The sequence below is a fragment of the Proteus genomosp. 4 str. ATCC 51469 genome (assembly GCF_003144375.1).
Classification (GTDB): Bacteria; Pseudomonadota; Gammaproteobacteria; order Enterobacterales; family Enterobacteriaceae; genus Proteus.
This window is the reverse complement of record NZ_PENV01000003.1, coordinates 141,774-160,778: the sequence shown is the minus strand read 5'-3', so window position 1 is coordinate 160,778 and position 19,005 is coordinate 141,774. Positions and strand designations below refer to the sequence as shown.

General features: G+C 37.9%; 15 protein-coding genes and 1 other RNA gene. 9 read left to right on the top strand and 7 right to left on the bottom strand.

The window, feature by feature from the left end; translation table 11 throughout:
* Positions 1-64 precede the first annotated feature (64 nt).
* Complete coding sequence (gene queC / locus DK866_RS05055) at positions 65-763, bottom strand: 7-cyano-7-deazaguanine synthase QueC (RefSeq protein ID WP_109407977.1); 699 nt, start codon at positions 761-763, stop codon at positions 65-67.
* Between the two features lie 158 nt (positions 764-921).
* Here queC and DK866_RS05050 point away from each other — a divergent pair, with 158 nt between their 5' ends.
* The 5 genes from DK866_RS05050 to amtB all read left to right on the top strand — a co-directional run bounded on the left by DK866_RS05050 (position 922) and on the right by amtB (position 6,838).
* Complete coding sequence (locus DK866_RS05050) at positions 922-1,383, top strand: Lrp/AsnC family transcriptional regulator (RefSeq protein WP_036911686.1); 462 nt, start codon at positions 922-924, stop codon at positions 1,381-1,383.
* A gap of 56 nt (positions 1,384-1,439) precedes the next feature.
* Positions 1,440-3,185: a SmdA family multidrug ABC transporter permease/ATP-binding protein gene (locus DK866_RS05045; RefSeq protein ID WP_109407976.1), complete on the top strand. Its 1,746-nt coding sequence runs from the start codon at positions 1,440-1,442 to the stop codon at positions 3,183-3,185.
* Positions 3,172-4,959 (top strand): SmdB family multidrug efflux ABC transporter permease/ATP-binding protein, encoded by a 1,788-nt coding sequence (locus tag DK866_RS05040; protein WP_109407975.1) that lies wholly within the window; start codon positions 3,172-3,174, stop codon positions 4,957-4,959. Before DK866_RS05045 ends, DK866_RS05040 begins: the two co-directional genes overlap by 14 nt.
* Positions 4,960-5,194: 235 nt before the next feature.
* The gene (glnK, locus tag DK866_RS05035; RefSeq protein ID WP_109407974.1) at positions 5,195-5,533 is read left to right on the top strand and encodes a P-II family nitrogen regulator; all 339 of its coding nucleotides are present in this window, start codon (positions 5,195-5,197) and stop codon (positions 5,531-5,533) included.
* Positions 5,534-5,545: 12 nt separating this feature from the next.
* Positions 5,546-6,838, top strand: a complete 1,293-nt coding sequence (amtB, locus tag DK866_RS05030; protein ID WP_109407973.1) for an ammonium transporter AmtB — start codon at positions 5,546-5,548, stop codon at positions 6,836-6,838.
* 43 nt (positions 6,839-6,881) lie between these two features.
* On the opposite strand, the gene tesB is transcribed toward amtB, so the two are convergent.
* Entirely contained in the window at positions 6,882-7,757 is an 876-nt protein-coding gene (gene tesB, locus DK866_RS05025) for an acyl-CoA thioesterase II (RefSeq protein WP_109407972.1), read from the bottom strand.
* A gap of 325 nt (positions 7,758-8,082) precedes the next feature.
* On the opposite strand from tesB, the gene ffs reads away from it, so the two are divergent.
* Positions 8,083-8,179: signal recognition particle sRNA small type (ffs, locus tag DK866_RS05020), an RNA gene on the top strand.
* A 361-nt stretch (positions 8,180-8,540) separates the two neighbouring features.
* Here ffs and DK866_RS05015 read toward each other — a convergent pair.
* From DK866_RS05015 to DK866_RS05000, 4 genes are all read right to left on the bottom strand, one after another.
* Complete coding sequence (locus tag DK866_RS05015) at positions 8,541-8,744, bottom strand: HHA domain-containing protein (RefSeq protein ID WP_006535062.1); 204 nt, start codon at positions 8,742-8,744, stop codon at positions 8,541-8,543.
* A 46-nt stretch (positions 8,745-8,790) separates the two neighbouring features.
* Entirely contained in the window at positions 8,791-9,153 is a 363-nt protein-coding gene (gene tomB, locus DK866_RS05010; RefSeq protein WP_109407971.1) for an Hha toxicity modulator TomB, read from the bottom strand.
* A 631-nt stretch (positions 9,154-9,784) separates the two neighbouring features.
* On the bottom strand, positions 9,785-12,934 hold the full coding sequence (locus tag DK866_RS05005; protein ID WP_109407970.1) for an efflux RND transporter permease subunit: 3,150 nt from the start codon (positions 12,932-12,934) through the stop codon (positions 9,785-9,787).
* A 14-nt stretch (positions 12,935-12,948) separates the two neighbouring features.
* Positions 12,949-14,142 (bottom strand): efflux RND transporter periplasmic adaptor subunit, encoded by a 1,194-nt coding sequence (locus DK866_RS05000; protein WP_109407969.1) that lies wholly within the window; start codon positions 14,140-14,142, stop codon positions 12,949-12,951.
* Positions 14,143-14,266: 124 nt separating this feature from the next.
* Between DK866_RS05000 and acrR the strand changes: the two genes are divergently transcribed.
* The 3 genes from acrR (at position 14,267) to mscK (ending at position 18,840) form a co-directional block, all read left to right on the top strand.
* Entirely contained in the window at positions 14,267-14,911 is a 645-nt protein-coding gene (gene acrR / locus DK866_RS04995) for a multidrug efflux transporter transcriptional repressor AcrR (RefSeq protein ID WP_109407968.1), read from the top strand.
* A 28-nt stretch (positions 14,912-14,939) separates the two neighbouring features.
* The gene (locus DK866_RS04990) at positions 14,940-15,293 is read left to right on the top strand and encodes a DsrE/DsrF/TusD sulfur relay family protein (RefSeq protein WP_072069368.1); all 354 of its coding nucleotides are present in this window, start codon (positions 14,940-14,942) and stop codon (positions 15,291-15,293) included.
* A 166-nt stretch (positions 15,294-15,459) separates the two neighbouring features.
* Positions 15,460-18,840: a mechanosensitive channel MscK gene (gene mscK / locus DK866_RS04985; RefSeq protein ID WP_409076890.1), complete on the top strand. Its 3,381-nt coding sequence runs from the start codon at positions 15,460-15,462 to the stop codon at positions 18,838-18,840.
* On the opposite strand, the gene rsmS is transcribed toward mscK, so the two are convergent.
* Entirely contained in the window at positions 18,837-19,004 is a 168-nt protein-coding gene (rsmS, locus tag DK866_RS04980; protein WP_072069366.1) for a pleiotropic regulatory protein RsmS, read from the bottom strand. The genes mscK and rsmS overlap by 4 nt on opposite strands.
* Position 19,005: the final 1 nt, after the last annotated feature.

Here is a 19,005-nt window from a genome sequence, read left to right as displayed (position 1 = left end):
GAGGTTATCACTGCCTAAGCCAACAAGTTGCAGTGATAACAAACAGTGGACGATATTACAGTAACTATTTTAACCCTACTTTCTGTTTCATTGCCTGCATGATTTGCGTTTTATCAGCTAAATAAGTGTTTAATCCGCGTTGTCTTAAATGGCAAGCTGCACATTCGCCACAGCCATCACCTTGAACACCGTTATAGCAAGTCAAGGTTTCATGACGAACAAAATCTAATTTTTGGTAATAATCTGCTAATGCCCAAGTTTCAGCTTTATCTAGCCACATTAATGGAGTGATGAATTTAATATCACGTGCAATACCTAAATTGACTGCATGATTTAGTGCTTTGACAAATTCATCACGACAATCTGGATAGCCAGAAAAATCAGTCTCACAAACCCCTGTAATGACACTTTCAGCCCCAATTTGGTAAGCGTAAATAGCGGCTAAAGTGAGGAAAAGAATATTTCTACCCGGTACAAAGGTACTTGGAATATCACTTTCTTCACTTTCTTTGAAATCAGGAACAGGTATATTGTCGCGAGTTAAGCTACTGATAGCGAGTTCATTGAGTAAATTTACATCCAAAACTTTATGCGCAGTTGCCCCCAGTAATTGACTTACTTTTTGTGCTACCTCAATTTCTTCTTTATGGCGTTGCCCATAATTAAATGTAATGCAATGTACTTCATCGTACTTTTCTTTTGCTTGAATAAGGCATGTTGTCGAATCTTGTCCACCGCTAAAGACAACGACCGTTTTTTTCATCGGAATACTCCTGAAAATTGAATTTACATAAGGATTAGTACGCATAAAAGTACATATATTATGACAATTTATTACCGATTTATCATTAGATGATTACTCTTATAGTAAGGGGCAGGTTATCATTATTTTTTGTAGGGGCATATTTTGAAGGAGTATCTATGTTAGATAAGATTGACCGTAAATTATTAGCGCTATTACAGGAAGATTCAAGCCTCTCACTGAATACTTTGGCTGAGGCTGTTAACCTAACCTCAACGCCTTGCTGGAAACGATTGAAACGACTTGAGGATGAAGGGTATATTCGTAAGCGAGTTGCCCTACTTGATAGTGAAAAAATTGGGCTAGGTCTAACAGTTATTGTTATGATTAGAACACAGCAACATAATAGCGAATGGTACGAACAATTTGTTTCATTTGTTAAGCAAATGCCAGAAGTACTGACATTCTATCGAATGGCGGGTGAGTGTGATTATCTAATGCATGTTGAAGTGGTAGACATGAAAAGTTACGACTTGTTTTATAAGCGTATGGTTAATGGTGTACCAGGTCTTATTGACGTGACTTCTAACTTCGCAATGGAAAAAATTAAATACACAACGGCAATGCCGATACCTGAATAAGGTTCATCTTTACCAACTGGCACTTTTATTTTTTGTATAACCTTAGGATTTAAGGCGTGGCTCTATTTTCACAGCTCAGTTGGTATTTCCTCAGTGAATGGCGTCGTTATGTAGGTGCTATTTTCTTATTGATGGTTATCGCAGTATTGCAGGTGATCCCTCCTAAAATTGTAGGGATCATTGTGGATGGTGTTGATAACCATAGTCTGTCGTTTAGCCAAGTAATGAATTGGGTTGGCGTGATGGTGTTAATTGCCCTCGCGGTTTATCTTTTGCGTTATTTTTGGCGACTTTGGTTATTTGGTGCTTCTTATCAATTAGCCGTAAAACTGCGAATGCAGATTTACCAACAGCTTAATCAGCAATCCTCTTCTTTCTATCATCGTTATCGTACTGGCGATTTGATCGCTCGTACCACGAATGACGTTGATAAAGTCGTTTTTGCGGCTGGAGAAGGCGTTCTAACTTTAGTTGACTCAATGGTAATGGGTCTTGCTGTACTTGTGATGATGAGCATCCAGTTAAGCTGGGAACTGACACTAATTTCACTATTACCTATGCCACTAATGGCCATTTTGATTAAACGTTATGGTGATAAGTTACATAGCCGTTTTAAAACTGCGCAGGCATTTTTTTCTTCACTGAATAACCAAGCACAAGAAAGCCTGAGTAGTATTCGCATGATCAAATCATTTGGACTTGAACAACAGCATGCTTCTCGTTTCAATGATGTTGCAAAAGAAACTGGGCGTCAAAATATGCGAGTTGCGAGAATTGATGCTTTGTTTGATCCCACCATTTTTATGGCGATCGGTTTTGCTAATTTACTCGCAGTTGCTGGTGGGAGTTATTTGGTACTCAATGACAAAATGACATTAGGTGAGTTAACCAGTTTTGTTATGTATTTAGGTCAAATGATTTGGCCCATGCTAGCACTGGCATGGATGTTTAATATTGTTGAACGTGGTAGTGCTGCCTATAGCCGAATTAATAGCTTATTGAATGAAAAACTCGATATGATTGATGGTGATTTATCACCAAAACAAGGTCGAGGGGTATTGTCTGTTGATATTGACCGCTTTCAGTATCCTGAACAAACAACGGATGTGCTTAAGAATATTCATTTCACCTTATCTCCTGGCGATATGTTGGGAATTTGCGGGATGACTGGAAGTGGAAAAAGTACACTACTTACCGTTATTCAACGACTTTACGATGTAACTGAAGGTGAAATTTGTTTTCAATCCATACCTATTTATCAATTAAAACTCGATGAATGGCGAGCGCGTTTAGCTGTGGTTAATCAAACACCTTTTTTATTTTCAGATACCATTGCAGGAAATATTGCATTAGGGCGTCCTAATGCAACTAAAGACGAAATTGAAGCGGTAGCTAAATTAGCCAATATTCATGACGATATTCTGCGTTTACCTGAAGGGTATCAAACGCAGGTAGGTGAAAAAGGTGTGATGCTATCTGGCGGGCAAAAACAGCGTATTTCTATTGCGCGAGCGCTACTCTTAGATGCGGAAATTTTGTTATTAGATGACGCATTATCTGCCGTTGATGGACAAACTGAATATCAAATTTTACAAAATTTGTCGCAATGGCGAAAAGATAGAACGTTGATTATCAGTGCACATCGTTTATCTGCTTTGGTTGGTGCTACTAATATCCTAGTGCTAAAACAAGGCGAAATTGTAGAACAAGGTACGCATCAACAATTAATTTCAATACCTGGTTGGTATCAAGATATGTACCATTATCAGCAATTAGAGGCCGCGCTGGATGACGATGAGTAAAAATAAATCCGTTAAAGCGCTATTTCCTGCATTAAAGCGTCTTTTAACTTATGGTAAAACCTATCGCAAGCCTATGACATGGGGCGTCATTATGTTGTGGGTAGCCGCAGTTGCAGAGGTGGGTGGCCCATTAATTGTTGGTTATTTCATTGATCAAAAAGTGGCTACGAATAATGTTGAATTAACATCTTCATTAGGTTTGGCATTGGCGTTTATTCTTTTACAAATAATAGCTGCGACACTTCATTATTATCAGGCAATTGTATTTAATCATGCAGCTGTTGGGGTTGTACAACAATTACGCACAGATGTGATGAGCGCTGCACTAAAACAGCCATTAAGTGCTTTTGATAATCAACCCGTAGGCCAATTAATTTCTCGTGTAACGAATGATACCGAAACAATTAAAGATTTGTTTGTTAACGTCTTACCGACATTGTTCCGTGCCATTGCGTTAGTGGTTGTTATGTTAATTGCTATGTTCTTATTAGAGTGGCAAATGGCATTGGTAGCGATGACTATTTTCCCAGCAGTTATTGGTGTGATGATGCTTTATCAGCGGCTCAGTACACCAATAGTCCGTAATGTACGCCATTTTCTTGCCAATATTAATGATGGTTTCCATGAAGTTATCAATGGAATGTCAGTGATCCAGCAATTTAGGCAACAAGCTCGATTTGGTCAAAAAATGTCGGATGATAGCTGGCAGCATTATCAGGCCCGTATGAAAGCATTAAAACTCGATGGGCTGTTATTGCGTCCTTTGCTAAGTATGCTCTCTGCGTTGGTTTTATGTGGCTTATTGATGCTTTTTGGCTATCAAGGCAGTGCGGTTATTGGTGTTGGTGTGATTTATGCGTTTATTAGCTATTTGGGGCGATTAAATGAACCGTTAATCACATTGACATCACAGCAGTCCATTTTGCAACAAGCGGTTGTTTCAGGTGAACGTGTTTTTGAATTGATGGATGCACCTACACAACATTACGGCTCATCATCACATATCATTACCCAAGGCAATATTGATGTTAATTCCTTATGGTTTGCCTATCGTGATGAACAATGGGTATTAAAAGATATCAATTTAACTATTCCTTCTCGCCATTTTGTGGCATTTGTTGGACATACAGGGAGTGGTAAAAGTACGTTAGCAAGTCTGTTGATGGGAAATTACCCTTGGCAAAAAGGGAATATTTATTTAGATGGGCAACCTTTAGAGGATTATTCTCATTATGCGTTGCGCAGTGGTATTGCTATGGTGCAGCAAGATCCGGTTTTATTATCAGGTTCGTTGTATGACAACATTACATTAGGGCGAGAATGTGAAGAGTCGCATTTATGGCAAGTATTAGAAACAGTACAACTTGATCAATGGGCTAAAGCATTACCAGAAGGATTACAAACAGAACTTGGTGAACAAGGTAGTCGCTTATCTGCGGGGCAAAAACAGTTACTTGCATTAGCTCGTGTATTATTAATACCACCTCGTATTCTTATTCTTGATGAAGCAACAGCGAATATTGATTCAGGAACAGAGCAAGCCATACAGAAAGCATTAAAAGTAGTAAGAGAAAAAACAACCCTGATTGTTATTGCTCATCGACTTTCAACTATTATCGAAGCCAATGAAATCGTGGTGCTTCATCGTGGTGCAATTGTTGAGCAGGGGGATCACATGGAATTACTCTCACAAAAAGGGCGATACTATAATATGTTTCAATTACAGCAGGTTAGAGAATCTTTACAAGAACAAGATCCTGTTGAAGTAGAATAATTGACTTAAAATTAATATTTGATTTTTTTAGAGGGCACATAAAATTATGTGCCCTTTTTCGTTTCCCAACTATTTTGCTTTTATCAAAATAGCAGGTTTATGTCTGCACCAATACGGTGAGTTTATTGGTTTTATTTTTTAATAATTAAAATTTTTATTTAAGTATCAATATATTAAAAATTGGCATGTCTTTTGCTCTATAAACATTGTTCTTTCTTACATCGACGAGGTTTATATGAAATATATCATCGCCATAATTAAGCCATTTAAATTAGAAGAGGTCAGAGAGTTACTTTCTGAGTTAGGTATAAAAGGGATGACAATCAGTGAAGTAAAGGGATATGGGCGGCAGAAAGGGCATGCAGAGCTTTATCGAGGGGCCGAATACGAAGTTAATTTTCTTCCTAAAGTGAAAATAGAACTCGCCATCAGTGATGAACAACTTGAGCCTGTTATACAAACGATTATGCAAGCGACAGATACGGGCAAGGTGGGGGATGGCAAAATTTTTGTTTTGGAATTATTACAAGCTGTTCGTATTCGTACGGGTGAATTTGATGATGAGGCTCTTTAAAGGAGAATTTCGATGAAAAGCTTACTTTCTTTATTATTAATGTTAGTGCTTACAAACTTTTCTTCATCAGCATTTGCCTCTGAAATCTCGGTTATCGATAAAGCTGATAATGGTTTTATGTTGATTTGCACTGCACTGGTCTTTTTTATGACTATCCCTGGTATTGCCCTGTTTTATGGGGGATTACTGAGAAGTAAAAACGTACTTTCATTGATAACACAAGTGATGATGATCTTTAGTGTTGTGATCATTCTTTGGATAACTTTTGGCTACAGTTTAGCTTTTACTGCAGGTAATAAAGTGTGGGGTGGGTGGTCACTTACTTTCTTAAGTAATATTTCTTTAGCGTCAGTTTCAGGTTCAATTAATCAATATGTACACATTGCTTTTCAAGGCTCTTTTGCTGTAATAACGATTGCCTTGATTGTTGGAGCACTGGGTGAGCGTATCCGTTTTTCAGCGTTGGTTATTTTTACGGTTATTTGGTTTACGTTTTCTTATATTCCGATCGCTCATATGGTATGGGGAGAAGGCGGCTGGCTAATTGATGATGGCGCACTTGATTTTGCAGGCGGAACCGTGGTTCATATCAATGCGGCTGTTGCTGCCCTTGTTGGTGCTTACTTACTCGGTAAGCGACGTGATTATCAACACTTAGCCCTTAAGCCTCATAATTTACCGATGGTATTTATTGGAACGGCTGTGCTTTATATTGGTTGGTTTGGCTTCAATGCAGGCTCTGCGGGAAGTGCAAATGCAATTGCAGCCTTAGCATTTTTGAATACAGTGATTGCAACGGCAGGGGCAGTGCTTTCTTGGACTGCATCAGAATGGATCACTAGAGGAAAACCATCAATGCTAGGTAGCTGCTCTGGTTGTATTGCTGGGCTGGTGGCGATTACGCCAGCTGCAGGCACTGTCGGTGTTATGGGCGCATTATTTATTGGTGTTACAGGTGGAATTATCGGACTTTGGGGTGTTGTTATTTTAAAACGGTGGCTAAAAGCTGATGATGTTTGTGATGTTTTTGGCATCCATGGAACTTGTGGCATTGTGGGATGTTTATTAACGGGGATATTTACGGCTTCATTTTTAGGGGGAGTGGGTTATAGCGATGGTATGACATTAAGCAAGCAAGTTTTAATACAGTTAATGAGTGTTGTTATTACAGTGATTTGGTCAGGTGTTGTAGCTTATCTTAGTTTTAAAATCGCAGATAAGCTGGTGGGATTACGAGTTTCTGAAGAAGAAGAGCATGATGGATTAGATTTAACCTCTCATGGTGAACGTGCTTATCAGCAGTAATTGTCTATTCCCCCTCTTTTGAGGGGGGAATATGCTTATTTAATTATTTTGTATGTTTAGGGCGTTTTTGACGAATAACTCCCTCTTGAACGGATGAAGCAACTAATTGGCCATTCGTGTTAAAGAATTTACCTCTAACAAATCCTCTTCCTCCTGATGCCGATGGGCTTTCAATCACATACAGTAACCAATCATCAATGCGGAATGGACGGTGAAACCACATTGAATGGTCTATTGTCGCAACTTGAAGGCTTGGGTCCATAAATCCTAAACCATAAGGTTGGAGAGCTGTGGGTAAGAAGTCAAAATCAGAAACATAGCCCAACATATATTGATGTAAAAAAGGATCTGATGGCATTTCACCACGGCTGCGATACCAAACATAGCGTTCAGCGGGTGCTTTAGAATAGCCAAAAGGGCTAAAGTATTGCACTGGGCGTGCTTCAAAAGGAGTTTCTCGTAATGCTAAAGATTTAATCGGCTCTGGTAATTTAGGTGCCAATTTTTTCAAAATATCATCTTGTGAGATAAGCTCATCGGGAAAAGGAACATCAGGCATTGCATCTTGATGTTCAAAACCTTCCTCAAACTCTTGAAAAGAAACCGTCATATAGAAAATAGGCTTACCCTGTTGGATAGCACTGACTCTACGAGTGCTAAATGAACCTCCATCACGGATAAATTCTACATCATAAACGATAGGCTTATGGCTATCACCAGGGCGTAAAAAATAGCTGTGAAAGGAATTAATATAGCGATTATCTGCAATAGTTTGTTTTGCTGCATACAGTGCCTGTCCTACAACTTGACCACCAAAAACTTGTGGTAATCCTAAATCTTCACTTTGCCCTCTAAATAGACCTTCTTCTATTTTTTCAAGTGCCATTAAATTGATGAGATCTTTCAATGCTTGACTCATAGTGTACCTGTACCATTAGATCGGGTTATTTTTTATAAAGTGATTATATACAATCCTAAGAATATAAAAAAACAATCTCCTTTTTATCTTCGGTAGCAATCTAATGATAAATGAACATGGGTAATGAGATTATTGTTTATGGCGTCACTTCACTTTAGAACGGGGAGGATGTCAAGAAAGGCAAAAAGAGTGTTAAAGGTCGATGAATAAGAGACAAGCCTTAATTTGGGTAATTAATCATCACTTAGGCTCACTGTCCTTGCTATTTTTGTGAGTTTAAAACATAATGCGTGACGTCTTAGCAATAAGACAATCTATGGGGTCTTGTTGGTTCTCCCGCAACGCTAACTTGTTAACTCGGTCAGGTCCGGAAGGAAGCAGCCATGGCAGGTGTCGCGTGTGCCGGGATGTCGCTGGCAAGGCCCCACCCAATTTCTAGCCTTCTAAAATTTATCTCTTCTTATTTTTTTTCACTAACTAACAATGCTTTTTGTGTGTTATTTCCCCGTTTTTGAATATCAATATTACGTATGTAGAAAATAATAAATTCAATGTCTGGATGCATTATTAGAAAATAGCTGATGATATTTATAATATGAAAGGGGGATTTTGAGTAAGATAATGCAGTCATGCCGTAATAAGTTAACGGCATGATGGTGTGTAATCATTCTACTGATAAGAAAACGTGAATAAAAACGATATCTAAATTAAGAACTAATAACCCTACTACTATAAAAAATAAAAATAGCAAAAATAAAACTAAGGTAATTAAATAGAACTAAATTATCTTACAAATTTCCAAACAGATGCTGGAATTTTGTCATAGAGTTTATTCATAGTGAGCTCAGCTAAACGATGATCAGCAGCTGAATAAAATAGCTCCAGCTCATCATCAGAGAGTTCGTATTTGTTTTTTTCAATTACTCGCTCTAATGTTTCGATTGAGGTACATTTTCTTAAACGCATTAGATAGTCTGTCTTAGTCATGTTGTCTTTTCTCTATTATTTAGAATAAAACTAAAGATAATTAAATTTACTTAATATAACTTTTGGGGTTTTTGGCTATAAGGGTTAAAAGCGAATGATTTAACTCTTTCCAATTATTGATATCTGAGTAAGAAATTGATGTATTACCAAATAAACGATATGTTTCTTCAAGGTACTCTTCTATAAGAGTATTAATTACTTGTTTATCCGGGTATTTAATCTTAAATTTCCAACTAAAGTCCATAATGTGTTCAATTAAGACATTAAGGTCAACGCTTTTTGTACTACTCAGATCATTGTGCCAAACGGTGTTGCCTTTATCTAATGAGCCTAAAGCTTGTTGCAATAGCTCTTCACATAAAAACGACAATTCAGCTAAATCTACTTTTTCTGGTGAATATTCGTCCATAACTTATCGTGGCTGAATTAATAGAAAATATTCATTAATAATGGTAAATACGTATAGTTAGACTTATTAATGAGACACATCACATAATTCATTAATGGATTAATAAAAAAACACAAACTTGAGATTGGGCATTTATATTTACCCGTATGCTAAAAGAGTTTAATAATTATATTTATTATTTCTAACAAAGTAATAGCATATCAAAAGATGATATCAAATACTCATTGCATACAAAGGAGTTTAAAAAATACACAATAAAATGCTTCTTTGCTTAATATAGCACTATTATCGCATAAGTCACTATCTGAACAACAGAATTTTGTCTATTTTCGTAAAAATTAATATATTCCAATCAAGATAATGTTTTTTTAACATCCTGATTATCTTTGTTTTTATTGTGTTTTACATGTTTAAGCGTGTAAATGAGGTCTATTTATCGTTGTTATTTATAAATAACACTCTGTTTGATTTTGACAAAAAGTCATATATAAGAAAAAAAATAAAATGAGTTTATTGATTAAAGAGATATTTTTTAAAAATAATATACTGAGATAAGTTTTCATTTTAAACGATATATCAATAGATAAAGAAAAAGGTCGCTTACGCGACCTTTTTTGTATTCACAGAAAAATTAGTGTGAATTACTTGGATGCTCTAAATCTTCGTTTTTCTTCGCAAAACGTCTACGGATCACGACGAAGAAAATAGGAACAAAGTAGATAGCGAGGGAGGTTGCGGCAATCATACCACCGAATACACCTGTACCTACGGAGTTCTGTGCACCAGAACCTGCACCGTTACTTAATACCAGAGGAATAACCCCTAACATAAAGGCCAGAGAGGTCATTAGAATTGGACGTAGACGCATTCTAACAGAGTCTAACGTTGCTTCTATGAGTCCTTTGCCTTCTTTTTCCATCAAGTCTTTGGCGAATTCAACAATCAAGATTGCGTTTTTCGCCGATAACCCAATGGTTGTTAATAGCCCAACCTTAAAGTAAACGTCGTTCTCAAGGCCTCGGAATGTGGTGAATAACAGTGCACCGATAACACCTAGAGGAACCACGAGCATAACAGAGAACGGTACTGACCAGCTTTCATAAAGAGCAGCAAGGCAGAGGAATACAACTATCAAGGAAATGGTATACAGCGCAGGCGCTTGGTTACCAGATAAACGTTCTTGATATGACATTCCTGTCCATTCATAACCAATACCACTTGGTAATTTACTTGCGAGATCTTCCATCATTAGCATTGCATCACCACTACTTTGACCCGGTGTTGCACTACCTTGAATTTGGACTGCAGGTAAACCGTTATAACGCTCTAAACGTGGAGAGCCATATAACCAAGGATCTTTACTTGTATCAATGAACGATGAGAATGGAACCATCTGACCAACATTGTTACGAACATAAAGATTACCAATATCTTGTGGCAACATACGGAATTGTGATTCAGCTTGAACATAAACTTTCTTAACACGACCACGGTCGATAAAGTCGTTTACGTAGCTACCACCAAACATGGTACCTAATGTTGAATAGATATCGCTGATTGCAACACCTTGAGCCTGTGCTTTTTCCAGGTCAATATATAGACGATACTGTGACGTATCTTCCTGACCATTAGGACGCACACCCATCAACATTTGAGGTTGTTGTGCCGCCATTCCGAGTAATTGATTTCGTGCTTCCATGAGTTTTTCGTGACCGAGATTCGCTTTATCAACTAACTCGAATTCGAAACCACCCGCAGAGCCTAATTCAACAATTGCTGGAATATTAAATGAGTAAACAAAGGCTTCTTTAATTTGGGATAATGCCATATTGGCACGCCCTACAATTGCTGGAACTTTGTCTTCATCTGCTTTACGTTCATCCCAATCGTTCAATACAACGAAGACCAGACCCATATTTTGGCCTTGACCACCGAAGCCGAAGCCACTTACGGTAAAGACTGATTTAACGAGTTCTTTTTCATCGGTATTGAAGTAGTCATTTACTCTTTCTAATACGTCTTGAGTTTGTTCTTGTGTGGAGCCAGCAGGTAACTGAACCATTGTCAGTAATACCCCTTGGTCTTCTTCTGGTAAGAACGATGCAGGTAAGCGAATAAACATTAATGCCATGCCTGCGACTAATAAAACGTAAATTAATAAGTAACGACCAGTACCACGAAGAGTACGGGATACACTATCAGTATAGTGATGGCTGCTTTTTTCAAAGGTACGGTTAAACCAACCAAAGAATCCTGTTTGCACACCATGACTGCCTTTTGGCACTGGTTTTAACATCGTTGCACAAAGTGCAGGTGTTAAAATCAATGCAACGAAAACAGACAGAACCATTGCTGATACGATGGTGATAGAGAACTGGCGATAAATCGCACCTGTTGAACCACCAAAGAATGCCATTGGAATAAATACCGCAGAAAGCACAAGGGCGATACCCACCAGTGCACTTTGGATTTGTCCCATAGATTTACGTGTTGCTTCTTTAGGTGATAAACCTTCTTCTTGCATAACACGTTCGACGTTTTCTACCACAACGATGGCGTCATCCACCAGAAGCCCGATGGCAAGCACCATCGCAAACATCGTCAAGGTATTTATCGAATAACCAAACGCTGAGAGTATGGCGAAAGTACCTAACAATACAACAGGTACTGCAATTGTTGGAATTAACGTAGCTCGGAAGTTCTGTAAGAACAGATACATAACTACGAATACCAGCATAATAGCTTCAACAAGTGTTTTTACCACTTCGAAAATAGAGATCTTAACGAATGGCGTTGTATCATAAGGATAAACGACCTCTAATCCCGCAGGGAAGAACGGTTCCATTTCAGCTAATGCAGCACGTACAGCAGTGGCGGTATCTAATGCGTTAGCACCCGTTGCTAATTTAATACCAATACCAGAAGCAGGTAGGCCATTAAAGCGAGCAATAGTACTGTAGCTTTCAGCACCCATTTCAACTACACCGAGATCTTTTAGCTTAACCTGCGAACCGTCTGTATTGACTTTCATCAGGATATCGCCAAATTGCTCTGCGGTATTAAGTCGAGTTTGAGCAATAATAGATACGTTTAAACGCTGACCAGGAACAGGAGGTGTACCCCCTAATTGACCTGCTGCCACTTGGTTATTCTGTGCTCTAATCGCACCGATAACATCAAGTGTTGTCATGTTATATTTCACCAGTTTATCTGGATCTAACCAGATACGCATTGCGTATTGGGTACCAAATAACTGGGTTTCACCCACACCGGTTACACGGCTTAATGGGTCTTTAATCGTTGCACCCACATAGTCTGCGATATCATCTTGTGACATTGAACCGTCATTTGAGATGAAACCTGCAACCATCAAGAATGAACTTGAGGATTTATCAACACTAATCCCTTGTTGTTGCACTTCCTGAGGTAATAATGGCATAGCAAGTTGCAATTTATTTTGCACCTGTACTTGCGCAATATCAGGATCAGTACCTGCTTCAAAGGTCAGAGTGATATTCATCATACCGGCTGAGTCACTGGTCGCAGACATATACACCATGTTATCGATACCATTCATATTCTGTTCGATAACTTGGGTAACTGTATTTTGCACAGTGGTGGCGTCAGCACCAGGATAAACCGCAGAAATAGAAATCGCTGGCGGTGCAATCGTTGGATACTGGGCAACAGGCAGTTTGATGAGTGCCAGAAGACCTGCGAGCATGGTAATTATCGCAATTACCCACGCAAATATCGGTCTATCTATAAAAAACTTAGGCATGGATCACCGACTCCTTATTGAGGATTCTTAGCTGGCTCAGTTTGTTCAGGTGATGGCTTAGCATCTAAATTTTCTTCTTGAGGCGTTACTGTCATTTTTGGTTTTGCTTTTTGCAATCCAGAAACGATAACGCGCTCACCAGCCTGAACACCACTATTAACGAGCCATTTATTACCAACAGCTTGTGACACATCAATGGTACGAACTTCAACAACATTGTCTTTATTGACAACCATTGCTGTCGCTTCACCACGAGCAGTACGAATAACAGCTTGCTGTGGGATCAAAATTGCATTTTGACGAATACCATTTTCTAATTTAGTACGAACAAACATACCTGGTAATAGTTCCCCAGTAGGGTTAGGTACGATAGCACGCATAGTAATTGAGCCTGTTGTTTCATCAACAGTGACATCAGAAAACTCTAAATGGCCTTTCTGTGCGTAAGCTTGCCCATTAGTCAATGTTAAATGAACAACAGGTTTGCCTTGCTCTTGACGAATAACGCCACTTTCAATTTCATTTTTAAGTTTCAGATAATCTTCACTCGATTGTGTCACGTTGACGTAAATCGGATCGATTTGCTGAACTGTAGTTAGTGCTACTTGCTGACCTGGAGCGACAAGTGCACCTTCAGTCACAGTAGATTTACCTGAACGACCTGAAATTGGCGCTGTTACTTTTGTATATTCAAGATTAATCTTTGCAGTTGTTACAGCCGCTTCTCCTGCTTTAACAGCAGCTACAGCTTGTGCATATTGAGATGTTGCAGTATCAAAATCTTGTTTACTGACATAGTTTGTACCTAGCAGAGGCTTATAACGCTCCACAGTGAGACGAGCTATTTCAGCATTAGCTTTAGCTTTCGCTAATTCAGCTTGCGCACTATTTAAAGTTGCTTCAAAAATAGCTGGGTCGATTTGGTACAAAGATGTACCCGCTTCTACATAGCTACCTTCTTTGTAATTGCGGTTTAAAATAATGCCGCCAACTTGAGGGCGAACTTCAGCAATACGGAAGGCTGATGTACGACCTGGTAAATCAGTGGTGATTGTCAGAGCTTGCGCTCCTAAAGTCACAACACCTACAGCCGGAGCAGGAGGAGGCCCCCCAGCAGACTGTTTAGCTTTGTCGTCACATCCAGCAAGAACCAAGCTGCCTGATAGCACTAACAGAGCCAGAGGCAAAACCCCTCTGTTTTTTCGCATAAGAAAACCTCTATTCAAACGTTGTTTCCCGGGATAAAAATAATTAAGTTGATGATTGATTGCGATGTATAGTACAAACATACATGAATGTATGTAAATTAACTTCAGTCAAAATCGAGGATTAATGGCACGAAAAACTAAACGGCAGGCACAAGAGACAAGACAGCAGATTATTGATGCTGCACTTAGGCTGTTTACTGTGCAAGGCGTTTCTGCCACATCACTTTCAGATATTGCGGCCGCTGCAGGAGTTACCCGTGGCGCAATATATTGGCACTTTAAAAATAAAGTGGATTTATTTACTGAAGCGTGCGAACTCACCGACTTAAAAATAGAATCTTTAGAAATAGAGTATCAAACAAAATACCCAGATGATCCACTATTTGTATTAAGAGAATTACTTATTTACATATTGACATCGATTGTCGAAGATCCTAAACATAATGCACTTTTAGAAATATATTTCCATAAATGCGAATTTGTCGGTGAAATGACACCAATTGTTGAAATTCGTAGAGAATTGTGTGCAGCTGATTACTCTAGAATAGAACAATTTTTATCTCGTTGTGTTGAAAAAAAACAACTTCCATCCGACCTTAATTTAAGAAGGGCGGCCATCATGTTAAAAGCTATGATGACTGGGCTTGCTGAAAATTGGTTATTTTCACCAGAAAGCTTTTCTATCAAAGATGAAAGTCAATATTTGGTTGATAGCTTTATTGATATGATAAAGCACAGTGCAAATATGAGAATATCTGCGTCCTCTTAATTTATTATTAAACAAAAGGAAGACATCTATGAGTAAGGTCTTAGTTATTGCTAATGGTGCAGCTTATGGTAATGAGTCATTATTTAATGCACTGCGTTTATCTATTACATTAAAAGAACAGCACCCAGAAACTCAATTAAATATCTTTTTAATGTCAGATGCTGTTACAGGGGCTTTAGCTCGCCAACAGCCTAAAGAAGGTTATAACTTACAACAAATGCTGGAAATTTTAACGGCACAAAATGTTCCTGTTAAATTATGCAAAACATGTACAGATACTCGTGGTATCAGTGACTTACCATTAGTTGATGGTGCAGAGTTAGGTACATTAGTTGATTTGGCACAATGGACGCTTGATGCGGATAAAATTCTAACATTCTGATTGTCGCTTCATTTTCTCAGACGAGAAACAACCCCAAGCAACTTGTTCTGTTTACACTGCCAATTGAACGTAATTGGATTATACTAATAAACAGTTTTTCAATATTAATTGAACAAGTTGCTTAACCATGCGGATACAAACTTTTTTTTCTCAATTCAATAATCGAATGACGACGATTGTCGCCGCGACTACTATTATTTTTATTCTTTGGTGCCTCTCTATTACTTCGGTTTTAGCCGCGGTTTCCAGTAATCTACCGACTCAAGAAAATATTCAAAATCAGCTTAATTTATTAAATAAACGTAGTGAATTAAGTGCAGAAGATAAATTAACAATTGCGGATTTAGAACAATCTCTTTTATTACTCGATAATATTCAACAGCTAGAAAAAAAATCAGTAAATTATGATAAAACGGTAGAGCAACTACCTGAAAAGCTACGTAGTACGCAATATCAACTTAATCAATTAAAACAAAAAGTCGCTAATAAAGAAGCAGATGACTACCAAAAATCATTGGAAGCATTACCATTAGCAACATTAGAATCGCAATTAGAAAGTGTTCTACAATCCTTACAAAAATCCCAAGATGATTTAGCTAATTACAGTAATGAACTTATCGTATTACAGACACAACCTGAAAGGGCACAATCTGTTTTATTTAATAACTCAGATAGATTGCAACAAATAAGGACATTGCTGAATAAAAGTAGTGCAGATAAAGCACAAATGCGGCCTTCTGCTGTGCAGTTATTACAGTTAGAGCAATATTATCTTCAACAACAAAATAATTTTCAAAAGCGTACATTACAGTCAAATGTGCAATTACAAAGCTTGTTACAACTTCAACGTGACTATAGCTCTGCGTATATTGACCTTTCACAGGAACGCGCACAACTGCTTCAAGATGCCATCAGCGATAAACGTCTAGATAGTTCAGAAGAAACAGCTAAAGAAGCACAAAGCACCGAACTTGATAATCAAGCGATTAATAATGATCCATTCTATTTAGCGCAAACAGAAATCAATAAGCATCTTAGTGATAAACTGATCGTTACAACACAAAATAATAACGAACTAAATCGCCATAGCTTAATGGTGAAAAACCGCTTAGATAGAGCCATTCAATCTGAACGAAACCTAAAAGAACAAATTGATGTATTAAAAGGAAGTTTGTTACTTTCCCGAATTTTATTTGAAGAGCAAGTTGATTTGCCGGATGGTATTTTTATTAATAATTTGCCTGATAAAATCGCTGATTTGCGGTTAGAGCAATTTGAAATTAATAAACAACGTGATCAGATAATACAACCCAATATCTATATTGATCGGTTGATGCAGGAATACCAAATCACTCATCCTGAAGTCACCGATCCTAATGTACTAAAAGAGTTACGTAGTGCATTAGAATTACTTGTTGATGCGCGTCGGGAGTTGCTTGATAAACTCAATAATCAATTAGGCAATCAAATTTCAGGTTCGATTAATCTGCAAATGGATCAGCAACAATTACGCAGTGTCGTAAGCTCTTTAGAAAGTACATTAGCACAACAAATTTTCTGGGTAAGTAGTAATAAACCAATCAATCTCAATTGGTTTTCAACATTCCCTTCTCAAGCAGTGGCAGAATTCCAAAGTTTTAAATTGAATTGGTCAAATGAAAATCTGTTGATCGGGGCTAAGAAATCACTTCCTGTCCTTATTGCGTTGATTCTGTTTGGTTTAATACTGATTTGGCAACGTAAAAAACTTGATACTCAGTTTGAAAAACTTAATGGGGATATTAATAAGCTCAATAAAGATTCTCAGTTACATACACCACTGGCATTAGGTATTGTTTTCTTAAAAACATTACCACTTTCTTGTTTTGTTTTAGCGATTGGCTATTGGCTAATAAATAGTTTTAACGTGCAACAAGAGTTTATCTGGTCTTTTGCTTGGCAATTTGCGGTATTTTGGCTGATGTTTGAATGGTCTTATCGTTTAATGTCTGATAATGGCGTTGCTGTAAAACATTTTAAAATTCCTGTAGAGCGAGTTCAGCAAAACCGTAAACGTTTATTGCGTCTTTCTCTTCCTATGTTGCCGATTATTTTGCTTTCTGCTTACGGTATTAATAACCCATTATCACTGGTGGGGGATGTTATTGGGCAGTTGGTTGCGATTATTTCACTGTTTTGCATTAGTTTATGTGCATTGCCGTTTTGTCGCGAAATGTGGCAAGAAAAAGGGAATCATGTTGTTAGAACGGTTGTGATCACCCTATTAACATTCTCGCCTTTAATTTTAATGGGATTAGTAATTTTTGGTTATTACTATACGGCGTTGCGTTTAGCAAATCGTTGGATTGATAGCTTATATCTGCTTATGTTGTGGTTCATTGCTTATCATGCCAGTTTACGAGGATTAACCGTTGCTGCCAGAAGACTTGCTTATCGTCGAGCGCTTGAACGTAGACAAGCAATGTTAAAAGAAAAAAAAGAAGAAGATAATAGTCTTGAACCTATTCAAGAGCCTCCAATGGATATGGAGCAAATCAATCAGCAATCATTAAGACTGACAACAATGATTTTATTTATCATTTTTGCGTCTAGTTTCTACGGAATTTGGTCTGATTTTATTACTGTATTTACCTATTTAGATGGTATTACACTCTGGAGCTATACATTACCCACAGAGTTGGGAAATGTGGTTAAAGCCGTCACAGTAGCAGATCTCTTATTGTCTGTTTCTATCATGGCAATCTCTTGGTTTATGACGCGAAATTTACCGGGTTTATTAGAGGTATTAATCTTATCGCGTATCAAACTGCAACAAGGCGCTTCTTACGCTATTACGACTATTTTAACCTACGTTATTATTGCAATAGGTACCATTGTCTCTCTGGGAATATTAGGTGTGGCATGGGAGAAATTACAATGGTTAGCAGCGGCTTTAACGGTAGGGTTAGGGTTTGGTTTACAAGAGATATTCGCAAACTTTGTGTCTGGTTTGATCATCTTGTTTGAAAGACCAGTTAGGATTGGGGATACCGTCACCATCGGAACATATTCAGGTACAGTTAGCCGAATTCGAATTAGAGCAACAACAGTGACAGATTTTGATCGCAAAGAAGTAATTATTCCTAATAAAGCTTTTGTAACAGAACGGCTTATTAACTGGACATTATCTGATACGGTGACACGTATTATTATTCAAGTAGGTGTTGCTTATGGATCTGATCTCGATAAGGTCAAAGAGATCTTAATGAAAGCGGCTAAAGATAATGTCAGAGTGATGACAGAGCCAGAACCTGTGGTGCTATTTACTGAATTTGGGGCAAGTACGTTAAACCACGATTTACGTTTTTATGTCAGAACATTAGGTGATAGAAGTATTGCAATTGATGAAGTGAATCGTGCAATTGATAAGCTTTGTAATGAAAACGATATTAATATTGCGTTTAACCAACTTGATGTTTATTTGCATAATAAACAAGGTGATGAAGTACAAGAGGTAAAACGCCCTCTTGATGGTTCGACACCTGAAGCCAATACCCCTTTTGCTTAATTAAGGGGCGTGTTTGTTGATTGTGTCGCCAATTTGTTTTCATAATCTTGGCGCACAATCTCAAGGGCTTCTAGTGCTGTTTTAGGATCAATATGGTGACTTTCAAGTAAATAGATAAGATCAACGGCCAACTGAACAGATTTTGGTGCTTCTTTTAAACTCATA

What these genes read in the sequence shown, in the direction of transcription:
- DK866_RS05005 (WP_109407970.1), bottom strand. Translation starts at nt 12,934, where the DNA reads ATGCCTAAGTTTTTTATAGATAGACCGATATTTGCGTGGGTAATTGCG.
- glnK (WP_109407974.1), top strand. Translation starts at nt 5,195, where the DNA reads ATGAAATATATCATCGCCATAATTAAGCCATTTAAATTAGAAGAGGTC.
- tomB (WP_109407971.1), bottom strand. Translation starts at nt 9,153, where the DNA reads ATGGACGAATATTCACCAGAAAAAGTAGATTTAGCTGAATTGTCGTTT.
- DK866_RS05050 (WP_036911686.1), top strand. Translation starts at nt 922, where the DNA reads ATGTTAGATAAGATTGACCGTAAATTATTAGCGCTATTACAGGAAGAT.
- queC (WP_109407977.1), bottom strand. Translation starts at nt 763, where the DNA reads ATGAAAAAAACGGTCGTTGTCTTTAGCGGTGGACAAGATTCGACAACA.
- DK866_RS05040 (WP_109407975.1), top strand. Translation starts at nt 3,172, where the DNA reads ATGACGATGAGTAAAAATAAATCCGTTAAAGCGCTATTTCCTGCATTA.
- rsmS (WP_072069366.1), bottom strand. Translation starts at nt 19,004, where the DNA reads ATGAGTTTAAAAGAAGCACCAAAATCTGTTCAGTTGGCCGTTGATCTT.
- DK866_RS05015 (WP_006535062.1), bottom strand. Translation starts at nt 8,744, where the DNA reads ATGACTAAGACAGACTATCTAATGCGTTTAAGAAAATGTACCTCAATC.
- amtB (WP_109407973.1), top strand. Translation starts at nt 5,546, where the DNA reads ATGAAAAGCTTACTTTCTTTATTATTAATGTTAGTGCTTACAAACTTT.
- mscK (WP_409076890.1), top strand. Translation starts at nt 15,460, where the DNA reads ATGACGACGATTGTCGCCGCGACTACTATTATTTTTATTCTTTGGTGC.
- acrR (WP_109407968.1), top strand. Translation starts at nt 14,267, where the DNA reads ATGGCACGAAAAACTAAACGGCAGGCACAAGAGACAAGACAGCAGATT.
- DK866_RS04990 (WP_072069368.1), top strand. Translation starts at nt 14,940, where the DNA reads ATGAGTAAGGTCTTAGTTATTGCTAATGGTGCAGCTTATGGTAATGAG.
- tesB (WP_109407972.1), bottom strand. Translation starts at nt 7,757, where the DNA reads ATGAGTCAAGCATTGAAAGATCTCATCAATTTAATGGCACTTGAAAAA.
- DK866_RS05000 (WP_109407969.1), bottom strand. Translation starts at nt 14,142, where the DNA reads ATGCGAAAAAACAGAGGGGTTTTGCCTCTGGCTCTGTTAGTGCTATCA.